Source organism: Paraburkholderia sp. BCC1886 (genome assembly GCF_900996245.1).
GTDB lineage: Bacteria > Pseudomonadota > Gammaproteobacteria > Burkholderiales > Burkholderiaceae > Paraburkholderia.
Genome location: NZ_CAAJGK010000063.1, coordinates 306,318 through 320,841, shown reverse-complemented (window position 1 = coordinate 320,841; position 14,524 = coordinate 306,318). Strand labels below are relative to the sequence as shown.

Annotated in this window: 15 protein-coding genes and 1 tRNA gene; 6 read left to right on the top strand and 10 right to left on the bottom strand. The window is 63.6% G+C overall.

What is annotated here, in order from left to right; translation table 11 throughout:
- Positions 1–4 precede the first annotated feature (4 nt).
- On the bottom strand, positions 5–736 hold the full coding sequence (locus FQ746_RS23685; RefSeq protein ID WP_144112054.1) for a c-type cytochrome: 732 nt from the start codon (positions 734–736) through the stop codon (positions 5–7).
- Between the two features lie 305 nt (positions 737–1,041).
- Here FQ746_RS23685 and copC point away from each other — a divergent pair, with 305 nt between their 5' ends.
- Together copC and FQ746_RS23675 are read left to right on the top strand one after the other, a co-directional pair.
- Entirely contained in the window at positions 1,042–1,467 is a 426-nt protein-coding gene (gene copC / locus FQ746_RS23680; RefSeq protein WP_144112053.1) for a copper homeostasis periplasmic binding protein CopC, read from the top strand.
- Entirely contained in the window at positions 1,464–2,393 is a 930-nt protein-coding gene (locus tag FQ746_RS23675; protein WP_144112052.1) for a CopD family protein, read from the top strand. Before copC ends, FQ746_RS23675 begins: the two co-directional genes overlap by 4 nt.
- A gap of 185 nt (positions 2,394–2,578) precedes the next feature.
- Here FQ746_RS23675 and FQ746_RS23670 read toward each other — a convergent pair whose 3' ends face one another.
- The 3 genes from FQ746_RS23670 to dgoD all read right to left on the bottom strand — a co-directional run bounded on the left by FQ746_RS23670 (position 2,579) and on the right by dgoD (position 4,574).
- A complete protein-coding gene (locus FQ746_RS23670) occupies positions 2,579–2,809 on the bottom strand; it encodes a YodC family protein (RefSeq protein WP_144112051.1) in 231 nt (76 codons plus the stop codon).
- 23 nt (positions 2,810–2,832) lie between these two features.
- Positions 2,833–3,135 carry a hypothetical protein gene (locus FQ746_RS23665; protein WP_144112050.1) on the bottom strand — a complete coding sequence of 101 codons (303 nt, stop codon included), beginning with the start codon at positions 3,133–3,135 and terminating at the stop codon, positions 2,833–2,835.
- A 290-nt stretch (positions 3,136–3,425) separates the two neighbouring features.
- Entirely contained in the window at positions 3,426–4,574 is a 1,149-nt protein-coding gene (gene dgoD, locus FQ746_RS23660) for a galactonate dehydratase (RefSeq protein ID WP_144112049.1), read from the bottom strand.
- A 105-nt stretch (positions 4,575–4,679) separates the two neighbouring features.
- Between dgoD and FQ746_RS23655 the strand changes: the two genes are divergently transcribed.
- Entirely contained in the window at positions 4,680–5,411 is a 732-nt protein-coding gene (locus tag FQ746_RS23655; RefSeq protein WP_144112048.1) for a FadR/GntR family transcriptional regulator, read from the top strand.
- A 30-nt stretch (positions 5,412–5,441) separates the two neighbouring features.
- Here FQ746_RS23655 and FQ746_RS23650 read toward each other — a convergent pair whose 3' ends face one another.
- The gene (locus FQ746_RS23650) at positions 5,442–6,980 is read right to left on the bottom strand and encodes a DHA2 family efflux MFS transporter permease subunit (RefSeq protein WP_144112047.1); all 1,539 of its coding nucleotides are present in this window, start codon (positions 6,978–6,980) and stop codon (positions 5,442–5,444) included.
- Between the two features lie 145 nt (positions 6,981–7,125).
- Between FQ746_RS23650 and FQ746_RS23645 the strand changes: the two genes are divergently transcribed.
- Positions 7,126–7,569, top strand: coding sequence for a MarR family winged helix-turn-helix transcriptional regulator (locus FQ746_RS23645; protein ID WP_144112046.1), 444 nt, complete (start codon positions 7,126–7,128; stop codon positions 7,567–7,569).
- Between the two features lie 6 nt (positions 7,570–7,575).
- Here FQ746_RS23645 and FQ746_RS23640 read toward each other — a convergent pair whose 3' ends face one another.
- The 5 genes from FQ746_RS23640 to FQ746_RS23620 all read right to left on the bottom strand — a co-directional run bounded on the left by FQ746_RS23640 (position 7,576) and on the right by FQ746_RS23620 (position 12,368).
- On the bottom strand, positions 7,576–7,917 hold the full coding sequence (locus tag FQ746_RS23640; protein ID WP_144112045.1) for a hypothetical protein: 342 nt from the start codon (positions 7,915–7,917) through the stop codon (positions 7,576–7,578).
- Between the two features lie 106 nt (positions 7,918–8,023).
- Positions 8,024–8,100, bottom strand: a tRNA-Met gene (locus FQ746_RS23635).
- Between the two features lie 102 nt (positions 8,101–8,202).
- Positions 8,203–9,861 (bottom strand): MFS transporter, encoded by a 1,659-nt coding sequence (locus FQ746_RS23630; protein ID WP_144112044.1) that lies wholly within the window; start codon positions 9,859–9,861, stop codon positions 8,203–8,205.
- A 103-nt stretch (positions 9,862–9,964) separates the two neighbouring features.
- Complete coding sequence (locus tag FQ746_RS23625; RefSeq protein ID WP_144112043.1) at positions 9,965–11,563, bottom strand: sensor histidine kinase; 1,599 nt, start codon at positions 11,561–11,563, stop codon at positions 9,965–9,967.
- 13 nt (positions 11,564–11,576) lie between these two features.
- Positions 11,577–12,368 carry a response regulator transcription factor gene (locus FQ746_RS23620; RefSeq protein ID WP_144112042.1) on the bottom strand — a complete coding sequence of 264 codons (792 nt, stop codon included), beginning with the start codon at positions 12,366–12,368 and terminating at the stop codon, positions 11,577–11,579.
- A gap of 247 nt (positions 12,369–12,615) precedes the next feature.
- Between FQ746_RS23620 and recA the strand changes: the two genes are divergently transcribed.
- A complete protein-coding gene (gene recA, locus FQ746_RS23615) occupies positions 12,616–13,698 on the top strand; it encodes a recombinase RecA (protein WP_144112041.1) in 1,083 nt (360 codons plus the stop codon).
- A 7-nt stretch (positions 13,699–13,705) separates the two neighbouring features.
- On the top strand, positions 13,706–14,521 hold the full coding sequence (gene recX / locus FQ746_RS23610; RefSeq protein WP_144112040.1) for a recombination regulator RecX: 816 nt from the start codon (positions 13,706–13,708) through the stop codon (positions 14,519–14,521).
- Positions 14,522–14,524 lie beyond the last annotated feature (3 nt).

Genomic DNA, 14,524 nt, shown 5'->3' with positions numbered 1-14,524 from the left:
TGCCTTATTGCGGTTCGCTGCCGCAGGCGAGCGGTGTCTTCATCGAGCGGGCCGGAGCCGGCACGGGATTTTGCGGAGCCTGTTGCGTGGAAAGCCATGCAGCCACGGCGTTCACGTCTTCATCGGTGAGGCGGGTGGCGATGGTGTGCATGCAGTCAGGAGCGATAGCATGCCGCGAGCCCGAACGCCACGCGCCGAGCTGGGCGCTGATGTAATCGGAGTGCAAACCCACCAGACCCGGAATGGCCGGCTCCATCCCGGTCAAGGCCTTGCCGTGGCAGGCCGCGCAGGCCGGAATCTGCTTCGTCGTGTCGCCGTTCAGCACGATCTGCTGGCCGCGCGCCAGCGTGCTTTGAGAGACGGTCGGCTTGGCCGGTTGCGGGTAGGGCGGGCGCTGCTGGGAGAAATAGGTGGCGATCTGATGAAGGTAGTCGTCCGAAAGGTACGTGACGAGATAATTCATCGGCGGATACCGACGGCGTCCTTCACGGAAATTCTGCAGTTGGTTGTACAGATAATCGGCTGGCTTGCCCGCGAGGCGCGGAAAGTAATCGTTGTCGGTCCCCTGTCCCTTCGAACCGTGGCAGGCGGTGCAGCCTTGCACGCGCGCTTCCATGGTGTCGGGAGCCTTCGGTTGTGTCTGCGCTTTCGCAGCGCTATATACACCCGTGGACCCCACCAGCAGAAGGGCGAGCAGCGGGCGGAAAATGCGTCTTGAATACACGCGTATCTCCATCAGTATCGAGGACCTGGACCGAACTTCTGAGCGGTTCGGTGTGAGCGGCAGACAGGGCCGCGGCGCCGGGAATTCTATCATCGAAGGGTGATGGTGACTATTTGCCCCAGGAGAGTTTCAGAGGCCTGTCAACGTGATGCGACAGGTTGACTGGGCCCCCCGAAGTAAGGTATGCGAAAGCGATTTTCGGGTTGAACCGAAGCGCCGGTTGGGCATCGAAGCGTACACTTCCGGGCTCCCGCGTTTCGTGTCTTCCGGCGCCCCGGACGTCTTACGATTTCCTATTCATCCGCTACCGGTCTTAAATGAAGCTAATCGATCTTTCCCGCCTCGCACCGACCGCCCGGTGCACGCCCCCCACATCCTCGACACGCTCTACGCTGTCGGCTCTCGCGCTTGGCGCCGCAGCGCTGCTCCTGACCACCACGGCATTCGCGCATGCGCATCTGGTGTCGAGCGAGCCGGCGGCCAACGCCGAGGTCGCCGCGCCCACCCAGGTCACGATTCACTTCACCGAGCCGCTCGAGCCGGCCTTCAGCCGGATCGCCCTGGCCGATGCGAGCGGTCACGCCGCCGCCACCGCGCCGTCGCAGGTCGACAGGACCGACGCGAAAGTCATGCATCTGCCATTGCCGTCGGCGTTGAGCGCCGGCCACTACGCGGTGCATTGGACCGCCGTGGCGACGGACGGCCACCGCACTCAGGGCGACTTTGCGTTCGACGTCAAATGAGCATCGATGGATTGTGGATCGGGCAGGTCGCCATGGCCGCGCTCATGAATGTCGCGTTTGCGTTTGCAGTCGGTTCGGCTCTGCTCGGCGCGTGGCTGGCCAAAGACGGCCAGACCAAAGTCTCCCCGGCGCGGCCGGCGTGGTTGCGGGCACAGCGCGCGATGCTGACGGCAACCGTGGTGCTGGTGCTCGCGGATGTCGGCTGGCTGCTCTACCAGGCGGCGTCGATGAGCGGTACGGCGTTGCCGGCCGCGATCGGCGTGGTGCCGACAGTGCTGACGCAAACCCATGTCGGTTATGGCTGGAGCCTGGCTTTTGCGGGCGCGCTGGTGTTGCTGGGCACGGTCATGGCCAGCCACACCGGCGTGTTGCGCAACGGCCTGCTCTGGCTCGCCGTGATCATGATCGCCGCGGGTAAGGCGTCGCTCGGTCATGCCGCCGACGACGGTCCGCTGTCGGCGGCCATCGCCATGCAGACCCTGCACGTGCTGGTCACCGGCGTGTGGGGCGGGCTGGCGATGGCGGCGGGTCTCGCGGTCTTGCCGGCGCTGGGCGCGTCGACGGCTCGCGGAATGCTGATCCGCACGGCGACTCAGGTGTCGAACGTATCCCTGGTGGCGGTCGGGCTGGTTCTGCTCACGGGCCTTTTCAACGCTGTGCGCGGTTCGGGTGGCTCGTTCGATGCCATCGAGATGAGTACCTGGGGCCACGTGCTGACGCTCAAGCTCGCGCTGGTTGCGCTGGCGCTCGTGCTGGGCGGCCTGAACCGCTTCTCGGCGCTGCCGCGCCTGCGCCGTACCGCGTCGACGATGGATGCGCACACGTTCGTCAACGTGCTGTACCTGGAAGCGCTGGCGATGATCGGCGTGTTCGTGGCGGCTGCGGCGTTGTCGCACAGTGTGCCGGCGTTCGCGGCGCTGGGCTGAGACAGTCGCAAGCCGCAAGCCGCAAGCCGCAAGCCGCAAGCGGCAAGCCGCAAGCCGCAAGCCGCAAGCCGCAAGCGGCGGCGCAAGCCAAATCGAAACGCCAAAAAAAACGCCGCACTGCCGAAGCATGCGGCGCAACCCACACGGTCGCCGGGTCGAGGCCCGGCTGGTCCGTGTAACTGTCTTTACGCGGCGAGCGCGTCGTGCGCCCGCTCCAGCGTGACTTCCGGAAACATTTCCTGCTGCAGGTCGCCTGCGTCGCTGAACCACTGGCAGATCAGCCAGTTGCCCGGCGCGAACAGCACGGGCCCGCTCCATGTCACGGTCATCGGACGGCCGCCCGACTTGAGCGTGAGAATATCGCCGGCGCTATAAATCGGTTTGGCGGGTCTGGCCGGCTTTCGGATCAGTCGCATCGAGCGCATCTAACAGTGTCCGGTTATTCGAGACCCAGGCGGTGACCGAGAATCGGCGCGAAAAACAGCGCGATCGCGCAACCGGCCGCTTTGCCTTCGAGTTCGGCGCCCGCGCCGCGTGAGCCGTACATATGCGTCAGCACGTCGAAAAGTTGCGGCAGGCAATACAGCACCGCCGCGCCGATGAAGCAGCGCTCCACCACCGAAATGCGCCAGCCGCGCTCGTACGCGAGTACCGAACCGATGATACGAAGGACGCCGAAAACCACCAGCGCGCCGACGGCGGCCTGTTCGCGGATCAGATAGTCAGGAAGGAATTCGCCCATGATGTGCCCCGGATGCATGTGTCGTTTGCATCCATTTGAGCAAGGAGTGGGCCATGCGTATGTCTGGTGCCGAACAAATCTGCTGGAAGACCTGCTGGTCAAGGCTTTGCGCCGAATGAGCCGAGGCGGGGAAAACGTCGGAAACGGCCGTTCCGGCCTCGCGAGCCGGCGATGTTACGTTACTGCCGCGGCCGCGTGTCACGGCCGACGTAACGCGACCGCGAATACGGTTGCCGACCAAAGAAAACGCCGCCCGCAGGCGGCGTCCGTTCATCTGGCCAACTCGCGGATCACCATTCGGCGACGCTGCCGTCTTCGTGACGCCAGACCGGATTGCGCCAGCGGTGGCCGACCTTCGCCATCTCGCGCACTTTCTCTTCGTTCACCTCGATACCGAGGCCGGGGCCTTGCGGGATCGACACGAAGCCGTCTTCGTACTTGAAGACTTCCGGATTCCTGATGTAGTCGAGCAGGTCGTTGCCCTGGTTGTAGTGAATCCCGAGGCTCTGTTCCTGAATGAACGCGTTATAGCTGACCGCGTCGATCTGCAGGCAGGTGGCGAGCGCAATCGGTCCGAGCGGGCAGTGCAGCGCCAGCGCGACGTCGTAGGCTTCGGCCATCGACGCGATCTTGCGGCACTCGGTAATCCCGCCCGCGTGCGACGCGTCAGGCTGGATGATGTCGACGTAGCCGCCCGCCAGGATGTGCTTGAAATCCCAGCGCGAGTACAGCCGCTCGCCGAGCGCGATCGGCGTATTGGTCTGGTTGACGATGTCGCGCAGCGCCTCGGCGTTCTCGGAAAGCACCGGCTCTTCGATGAACAGCAGCTTGTACGGATCGAGTTCCTTGGCCAGCACCTTGGCCATCGGCTTGTGCACGCGGCCGTGAAAGTCCACGCCGATGCCGATGTTCGGTCCCACCGCTTCACGCACCGCCGCGACGTTGTTGATGACGCCTTGCACCTTGTCGAAGGTGTCGATGATCTGCAGTTCTTCCGAGCCGTTCATCTTCACGGCCTTGAAGCCGCGCTCCACCACTGCGCGCGCGTTGTTGGCGACGTCGCTCGGACGGTCGCCGCCGATCCACGAGTACACCTTGATCTTGTCGCGCACCTGGCCGCCCAGCAGCGCGTGAATCGGCACGCCGTGATGCTTGCCCTTGATGTCCCACAGCGCCTGGTCGACGCCGGCAATCGCGCTCATGGTGATCGGGCCGCCGCGGTAGAAGCCGGCGCGGTACATCACCTGCCAATGGTCTTCGATCAGCAGCGGATCTTTGCCGATCAGGTAGTCCGACAGTTCTTCGACCGCCGCCGCCACCGTGTGCGCACGCCCTTCGACCACCGGCTCGCCCCATCCGACGATGCCTTCGTCGGTTTCGATTTTCAGGAAACACCAGCGCGGCGGGACGATGAAGGTTTCGAGCCTGGTGATTTTCATGATGTGCGTCTCCTTGCGGCTTCGGCGCCAGCGAAATATTTCGAGGATTCACATGCTACAACAAAATGCCGATTAAGTAGTATTAATAGTATTATTGGCCAGATAATGAGTTTTGGTCCCAAGCTTCGGCGTGATTCATCCAGTTTCGAGGAGAAAACCATTCAGCACGACCTGCATGGGCGCACCGCCTATCTGCTGGCAACCGCGATTTTGCGCGGCGACTACGCGCCGGAGTCCATCCTGCCGCGCGAAGCGGAGTTGATGGAGAGCTACGGCGTGAGTCGCACCGTGCTGCGCGAAGCGTTGCGCACGTTGACGTCGAAAGGCCTGATCGAATCGAGGCCGCGCGTCGGAACACGGGTGCGGCCGCGGCAAGCCTGGAATCTGCTCGATGTGGACGTGCTGGACTGGTACTCGCGCGTCGCCGAGCCGATGGCGTTTGCGCTGAAGCTGCAGGAAATGCGCGAGATGATCGAGCCGTACGCTGCGGGCCTGGCGGCCGCGTCGTACACGGACGACGCGTTCGTCGAACTGACGGCGGCGCATTCGGCGATGGTGTCGGCACGCAATGTCGACGAATGGGTGCGCGCCGATCTGCAGTTTCACCTGAGCGTGTTGAGCGCCTGCAGCAACGAACTGCTGATTCCCCTCGGCACGCTGATAGAACGCACGCTGGAAGCGCAGTTGCGGCTGAACGCGAAGCGCGCCGAGGTGTTCAACGCATCGCTCGACGAACATACGGCGGTGTTCGAAGCGATCCGCGCGCGCAATGCCGCGGCGGCGCGGGACGCCATGGCGGGGTTGCTCGGCGTGACGCGCGGGCGGATCGAGGGCTAGGATGGGCGCGCGGGTTTTCCAGCGCTGGCGTCAGTCCATCGCCGCGTGCGCGACCGACGCGTCCGGCGCATGGCGCGACGGCCGGATCAGCAGCAGCAAGGGAATGACCAGCAGCGTGGCCAGGAACATCAGCTTGAAGTCGTTCAGATAGGCGATCATCGACGCCTGCTGCGTGATCGACACGTCCAGCACCGCGAGCGGGTAATTGGAACCGGTATTCAGCATCGGCTGCACGGCTGGATTGAACGGCGTGATACCCGCTGCGAGATCCGCGTGCGACACCTGCGTGTTGCGCGTCATCATCGTCTGCACGATCGAAATGCCGATACTGCTGCCGATATTGCGCATCAGGCTGTAGGTGGCGGTGCCGTCCGCGCGCAGTTCGGGCGAGAGTGTCGAGAAGGTCAGTGCGCTCAGCGGCACGAACACCAGACCCAGCCCGAAGCCCTGAATCACGCCAGGCCAGACGATGTCCGAGGCCGACAGCACGATCGTGTAGTGCATCATCTGCCACAGCGCGTACGCCGAGATCAGAAAGCCGCTGAGCAACAGCAGGCGGGCATCGATATGCTTGAGCAGGCGCCCGGCGAACAGCATCGCGATCATCGTGCCGGCGCCGCTGGGCGCAGTGACGAGTCCGGTCGTGGCAACGGGATAGTTCATCAGGTTCTGCAGCATCGGCGGTAACAGCGCGCGCGTCGCATACATCACCGCCCCGATGATGAAGATGAAAAAGGTCCCGGTCGCGAAATTCGGGTCTTTCAGCAACTCGTATTTGAAGAACGATTTCTTGCCGACCGTGGCTGTGTGCACGAGGAAGAACGCGAAGCTGATTGCCGCGACCAGCGCCTCGATGACGATTTCGTGCGAACCGAACCAGTCGAGTTGCTCGCCGCGATCGAGCAGCGCCTGCAGCGCGCCGATCGACAACCCGAGCGTCGCGAAGCCGAACGCGTCGAACTTCGCGTCGGGTTTGGGCGCGCGGGTCGGCAGGAACGTCGCCACGCCGAACAGCGCGAACGCGCCGATCGGCACGTTGATGAAGAACACCCAGCGCCAGTTGTAGCTATCGGTGAGCCAGCCGCCGAGCGTCGGGCCGAGAATCGGCCCCACCATCACGCCCATGCCCCACACCGCCATTGCCTGGCCCTGCTTTTCGCGCGGATTGATGTCCAGCAGGATGGATTGCGACAACGGCACCAGCGACGCCCCGAAGACCCCTTGCAGCAGGCGCGAGGCGACGATCTGCGTGAGCGTCTCCGACAACCCGCACAGCGCCGACGCCACCGTGAAGCCACCGATAGCCACGATCAGCAAACGCTTCACGCTGAGCCGGTCCGACATCCAGCCGGTGAGCGGCGTGGCAATAGCCGCCGCGACGATGTACGAGGTCAGCACCCAGGTGATCTCGTCCTGCGACGCGGACAGCGTGCCTTGCATGTGCGGCAGCGCGACGTTGGCGATGGTGCTGTCGAGTGTCTGGATCAGTGTGGCAAGCATGATCGACACGGTGATCATCGGCCGGTTGAGCGGCGCGGCGGCGCTCGTCGGCGTGGATTCGGAGGGCATGGATGGTGGGGTAGTCGCGGTCGGTCCAGATCATAAGCATGCTTATTATATCGACAGGTCTGCTCCCCGGTATCAGGATTTATGCGGAGGCTGAATTAGGCGCCGTTTCCTGCTGCCGCGAAGCGCGCTTTCGTATAATCCGCGCATGACAACACAACTCGAAGAGCGCTTCGGCTTTCTGATTTCCGACGTCGGCCGCCTGACAGGCAAGCGTTTCGACGACCTCGCGAAATCGTCGGTCGATCTGACGCGCGCACAGTGCCGCGTACTGGCTTACCTCGCTCATTACGGCGACACGAATCAGGCCCGGCTGGCCGATCTGCTGGAAGTCGCGCCGATTTCGGCTGGACGCCTGCTCGACCGGATGGAAGAGGGCGGCTGGATCGAGCGAACCGCCAATCCGCAGGATCGCCGCGAGCGCCAGGTGCGGATGACGGAGAAGGCCGAGCGCTCGCTCGGCAAGGCGCGCAAGGTGGGCGACGAAGTCGCGCTCGAGGCGCTGGACGGCTTTAGCGATGAAGAAGCCCGGCAACTGATCGCGTTGCTGCAGCGGGTGCGCGGCAATCTGAGCCGGCTGGTGGATCGCTGAGCGGGACTATTTGGCGTCCGGTTGCACGACCGTGCCGGATGGCGGGACCAGTTCGAAGCAGGCAGGCGCGGCGCGGGTCTTCCCGTCTACTTGCTGTGGATCGATACATTTGAACGCGCTCTGATCGCGCTGAACGAAGATCGTATCGGCCGGACCCGTCAGGCCGGACGCGCCGTTCACCACCGCAACGATCCTGAAGCCGTCCTGCAGCAAGGTGGAAAGGGTGGTCGGGGTTGGGCGCCACTGGCTGTCGGGCGCGGTTTGGGAGTGAGCGGCGAGCGAAAGGGTCGTGCTTAGAAAGGCCAGAGATGCAGTGGTCGCGGCAAGCGCGATAGTGCGAAATGTCACCAGGAAACCTCCTTGACTGCTGGGTGTGACCGGAGCAAAGCGAGGTGCAACTGAAAAGCGGGCGGAAACGAAAAAGCCCTGACGAGTCAGGGCTTTTTCTTGCAACTGGTGGCGAATCAGGGACTCGAACCCCGGACCTGCGGATTATGATTCCGTCGCTCTAACCAACTGAGCTAATTCGCCGAAAGAAGCGAGATTATGCTGACGCCGCCGGAGGCTGTCAACCCCCGGCCGACAACTTTTTCACCGGCATCAGCCGCTACGCGACAAGAGGCCAAGCCAGGCTCAGTCCTGAGCGTAGATATCCGAGTCCTTCGTCTCCTTGACGAACAGCATGCCGATCACGAGCGTCACCAGCGCGATGATGATCGGATACCAAAGACCGGAGTAGATATTGCCCTTCGCCGCGACGATCGCGAACGCCGTCGCCGGCAGGAAGCCGCCGAACCAGCCATTGCCGATGTGATACGGCAGCGACATCGACGTATAGCGGATTCGCGTCGGGAACATCTCCACCAGCATCGCCGCAATCGGCCCATAAACCATCGTCACGTAAATCACCAGAATCGCGAGGATGACCACGCTCATCGGCCAGTTGATCTGCGAGGGATCGGCCTTTGCCGGATACCCGGCGGTCTTGAGCGTCGTGGCGAGCGTCTTGTCGAATGCCTTGCCCTGGTCCTTGGCGTCCGCCGCCTTGCCGTCGAACGTGTTGACCACCGTGTCGCCCACCTTGATCTCCGCCAGCGTGCCCGCCGGCGCGGCGACGTTCTCGTAGTTCAGGCCGGCTTTGGACAGCGCGCTCTTCGCGATATCGCAGGAACTCGTGAACTTCGACGTGCCCACCGGGTTGAACTGGAACGAGCACTCGTCGGGGTTGGCGATCACGACGATCGGGGACTTCATCGTCGCGGTTTCCAGCGCCGGGTTCGTGTAATGCGCGAGCGCCTTGAACAGCGGGAAGTACGTGCAGGCGGCGATCAGCAACCCGGCCATGATGATCGGCTTGCGGCCGATACGGTCCGACAGCGAGCCGAAGAACAGGAAGAACGGCGTACCGATCAGCAGCGCGATCGCGATCATGATGTTGGCGCTGGCGCCGTCCACCTTCAGCGTCTGCGTCAGGAAGAACAGCGTGTAGAACTGCCCCGTGTACCAGACCACGGCCTGCCCGGCGGTCAGGCCGATCAACGCGAGAATCACGATCTTGAGGTTTTTCCATTGACCGAAGGCTTCGGTCAGCGGCGCTTTGGAGGTCTTGCCCTCCGCCTTGATGCGCTCGAACACCGGCGATTCGTGCAGTTGCAGGCGGATCCAGACGGAGACGGCCAGCAGCAGAATCGACGCGATGAACGGAATGCGCCAGCCCCACACGCCGAACGCGTCTTCACCCATCGCCGTACGCACGCCGAGAATCACCAGCAGCGACAGGAACAGGCCGAGCGTGGCGGTCGTCTGGATCCAGGCGGTGTAGAAGCCGCGGCGGCCCGCCGGCGCGTGTTCCGCGACGTAAGTCGCGGCGCCGCCGTACTCGCCGCCGAGCGCGAGGCCCTGCAGCATCCGCATGACGATGAAGATGACCGGCGAGGCAATGCCGATCGACGCGTAGCCGGGCAGGAAGCCGACCAGAAACGTCGACAGACCCATGATCACGATGGTCACGAGGAACGTGTACTTGCGCCCGACCATATCGCCGAGCCGGCCGAACACGATCGCGCCGAACGGCCGCACCGCGAAGCCGGCGGCGAAGCTGAGCAGCGTGAAGATGAACGCGGCGGTGGGATTGACGCCGGAGAAGAAGCTCTTGCTGATGAAGGCGGCCAGCGAGCCGGCCAGATAGAAGTCGTACCACTCGAACACGGTGCCCAGCGACGACGCGAAGATCACCCGCTTCTCTTCGCGCGTCATCGGCACGTGTGAAATTTGCCCGCCAACGGTAGCCATATGCTGTCTCCAATTATTGATATGCACGTGGTCCGCCCGGCTGGGGCGACCCGTGGCACCGATTATTGGAACCAAAACTTACGGCCTACTGACGTATTCGGGCTTAATTGCCGGCCTGGGGTAAGTCCCGTGCCCGCTCGAGTCGATGCAGGCTGACCCGCACCAGCGTGCCGGCGAGACGCGGCGAGGCCTGGTAGACGTGGTCGTCGATGGTCAGCTCGCCGCCATGCATGGTCGCAATCTCGCGGACGATCGCGAGGCCCAGGCCGCTGCCGTCGCCTTCGCGCCCGAGAATCCGGTAGAAGCGTTCGATGACCCGCGAGCGTTCGGCCGCCGGAATGCCGAGCCCGGTGTCCTCCACTTCGAGATGCACCTGCCGCCGCGCGGGCTCGCTCATCACCCGCACTGTGATGCGGCCGCCGGCCGGCGTATAGCGGATCGCGTTGTCGATCAGGTTCGACAGCATCTCGCGCAGCATCACCGGGTTGCCGTCGACGTCGAGCGGCTCGTCCGGCCCTTCGTAACCGAGGTCCATCTGTTTCGCGAGCGCGGCCGGAACCCAGTCGCGCACCGCGTTGCGCGCCACTTCGGTAACGTCGACGGGGGCGAAAATCTGCCCGGACAGCCGGTTTTCCGCGCGGGCGAGCGCCAGCAACTGCGTGACGAGCCGCGCCGCCTGTTCGGAGCTGGTGGCGATCTGTTCGAGCGAGCGATGCACTTCCGCCGACGCGTCCTGACGCAGCGCCAGTTCGGCCTGGGTACGCAGGCCGGCGAGCGGCGTTTTCATCTGATGCGCGGCGTCGGCGATAAAACGCTTCTGCAGCTCCACGTTCTGTTCGAGGCGCGTCAACAGGTCGTTGAACGAGGTCACCAGCGGCTCGATTTCCGGCGGCGCAAGGCGCGCCTCGAGCGGCGACAGATCGTCCGGGCGGCGCGCGCGAATGTGCGCCTGCAGCGCGTGCAGCGGCGCGAGACCGCGCGACAGGCCGAACCACACCAGGATGATGGCCAGCGGCAAGATCACGAACTGCGGCAGTATCACGCCTTTGATGATGTCGTTGGCGAGCTGGCTGCGCTTGTCGAGCGTTTCGGCCACCTGCACCAGCACGGCTTGCGCGCCTGGCGTCTGCGGGAACGCCACCGTGGTGTAGGCGACGCGGATGTCGTTGCCGTGCAGCACGTCGTCGCGGAATTCGACGAGGCCCGGCTGCGGACGGTCTTCTTCGTGCGGCAGCGGCATGTCCCGCTCGCCGCTCACCAGTTCGCCGCGCGTGCCGAGCACCTGGTAGAACACGCTGTCGACGTTGTCCGCGCGCAGGAAGTCGCGGGTGGAATCGGCCAGCGACAACTCGGCCACCCCGTTCGCGGGATGAATCTGCCGCGCCAACACGTAAGCGTCGGTTTCGAGCGCGCGGTCGAACGGGCCGTTGGCGATCGACTTGGCGACCAGATAGGTGACCGCGAGGCTCATCGGCCAGAGCAGCAGCAGCGGCGCCAGCATCCAGTCGAGAATCTCGCCGAACAGCGAGCGCGGGCGCGCTTCGGCGGCGGCCTCGGTCTCGTCGGGCGGGGCGAAGGGGTTGGCGTAACGGGTGTCGCGCGCCTCGTCGAGGTCGGGCACGTGCGGTGGAGTCTGCCCGGCTCGGTCTGCTTGCGCCACATGAGCTCCGTGCGCCGAAGCGCTGTCTGCGCGCGTGGCCATGGAGGGGGACCGCTTATTTGTAGTGATGGCTGGCCGGCATCGCGCCGGACGGTAGAGGGTCCGGCGGGTTGACAGTGGCTGCAGCCTGCTCGGCGGTGCTGTTGTCGGTGGTCGTGCTTGCGCTCGAGCCGGGCGCCGACACGGCCTTTTCGAGGCAATAGCCGAGACCGCGCACCGTCAGAATGCGCACGCCGCTCGGTTCGATCTTTTTACGCAGACGGTGTACGTACACTTCGATGGCGTTATTGCTGACTTCTTCGCCCCATTCGCACAGATGGTCGACCAGTTGTTCCTTCGACACCAGCCGGCCGATGCGCTGCAGCAGCACTTCGAGCAGGCCGAGTTCACGCGCCGACAGGTCGATCACCTGCTCGTTGATATAGGCGATCCGGCCGACCTGGTCGAACGACAGCGAGCCGTGGCGCACCACGGTCGGGCCGCCGCCCGCACCGCGCCGGGTCAGCGCGCGCACCCGCGCTTCCAGTTCGTTCAGCGCGAAGGGTTTGGCCATGTAGTCGTCGGCGCCGAGATCGAGGCCCTTGACGCGTTCGTCGACGCTGTCGGCGGCCGTCAGGATGAGAACGGGCAGGTTCGAATTGCGCGCGCGCAGGCGTCGCAGCACCTCGAGTCCCGACATACGCGGCAGACCCAGATCGAGGATCAATAGGTCGAACGTCTGCATTGACAACGCGGTATCGGCTTCCACGCCGCTCTTCACGTGATCCACCGCATAGGCCGATTGGCGGAGTGATCGAACCAGACCGTCCGCGAGTATGCTGTCGTCTTCGGCAATCAGAATTCGCATGGTGCGCCAACCTGGCGGTGCCGGCGCCGCGGGTGTCCCCGGCGCGCAGCGGTCTCCGAAATAATTCTGGGTAGTTTATTTAAATAGCGGGCGCGACGGTAAAAATGCGTGTTCGCATGAGAATCGCGCTTGCCAAAACTACTGTTTTTTTATACAGTGTCCGAGTTCCTGTGCTGTCCTTGCCGAATTTCAAACTCGCGGGCTGCACATTGCCTCAGACGCCGTTCATCATAGCAAAGGACGATTCATGGAAGAAAGCAAGAAAGGCTCGGCTGGACTGACTGCTGAAAAGAGCAAGGCACTTGCTGCCGCACTCGCGCAGATCGAAAAGCAGTTCGGCAAAGGGTCGGTCATGCGGCTCGGCGCAGGTGAGGTAATCGAAGACATTCAGGTGGTCTCAACCGGATCGCTCGGTCTCGACATCGCGCTGGGCGTCGGCGGTTTGCCGCGTGGCCGTGTGGTCGAAATTTATGGTCCGGAATCGTCCGGTAAAACCACGCTGACGCTGCAAGTCATCGCGGAGATGCAAAAAATCGGCGGCACCGCGGCGTTTATCGACGCGGAACATGCGCTGGACATCCAGTACGCCAGCAAGCTGGGCGTCAATGTCAACGACCTTCTGGTGTCGCAGCCGGACACGGGCGAACAGGCACTGGAAATTGCCGACGCGCTGGTGCGCTCGGGCTCTATCGACATGATCGTGATCGACTCGGTCGCGGCGCTCGTGCCAAAGGCCGAAATCGAAGGCGAAATGGGCGATTCGCTGCCGGGTCTGCAAGCGCGTCTTATGTCGCAGGCGCTGCGCAAGCTCACCGGCACCATCAAGCGCACGAACTGCCTCGTCATCTTCATCAACCAGATCCGCATGAAGATCGGCGTGATGTTCGGCAATCCGGAAACTACCACGGGTGGTAACGCGTTGAAGTTCTACGCGTCGGTGCGTCTGGATATTCGCCGTATCGGCTCGATCAAGAAGAACGACGAAGTGATCGGCAACGAAACACGCGTGAAGGTCGTCAAGAACAAGGTTTCACCGCCGTTCCGCGAGGCCATCTTCGACATCCTGTACGGCGAGGGTATTTCGCGTCAGGGCGAAATCATCGACCTGGGCGTGCAAGCCAAGATCGTCGACAAGGCCGGTGCGTGGTACAGCTATAGCGGCGAACGGATTGGTCAGGGTAAGGACAACGCGCGCGAATTCCTGCGTGAAAATCCGGAGATCGCCCGTGAAATCGAAAACCGTATTCGCGAATCGCTAGGCGTGAACGCCATGGCCGACGCAGTGACGGGCGCTGGCGCCGGCGCTGAAGTCGCGGACGAAGAAGAGTAACCGTCAAGTGCTACGTAAGAGCCGGTCGGGCTGGTCGTCGCCCCAAAGCGGACGTCGTGCCAGTCGTCAAACGGAAGGCTCGCGCAGCACTGACGAAGGTAGCAGCAACAGCGGCGACGATTCGTTCGACCCGTTCGAATCGTTCGACGCACACGACCGCGCTGCGAGTCTCGGCTCGCAGCGCGGTCAGTTCAAAGGCGCGCGATCCAAAGGCGCGAACTCCAGCAATTCCGCAGACGGGCGGTCAGGCGATTCGGACTTTCCCGACACCGCTGGGTCTGCCGAGCCTGCCGAATTCACCGAAGCCGTCTACAGTCGCTCCCGCCGCACACCCGGCGAGGCAAAGCCCGCACAAGACGACGACGCAAAGAAATCGAACCGCCCCGTTCGCACTTTGAAAGGACGCGCGCTCGGCTATCTGTCGCGTCGCGAATACAGCCGGTCCGAACTGGCTCGCAAGCTCAAGCCATTCGTCGAAGAGACCGATTCTCTGGACTCACTGCTCGACTCGCTTGAAGCCGAAAACTGGCTGTCCAATTCGCGTTTCGCGGAGAGTCTGCTCCATCGGCGCTCGTCGCGCCTCGGCGCGGGCAGGATCGTCGGCGAATTGAAGCAGCATGGAGTCGACCCGGAACTGGTCGAAGAGGCGAGCGCCCAGTTGCGCGAAACCGAGCTTGCCCGGGCTCAGGCGGTCTGGAGCAAGAAATTTCGCGGTCTTCCGGAATCTCCGGCCGAGCGGGCCAAACAGGCTCGCTTTCTGGCTTCGCGCGGATTCTCCGGCGCCACCATCGGCAAGATCCTCAAAGGGCTCGACGAGGAATAACGA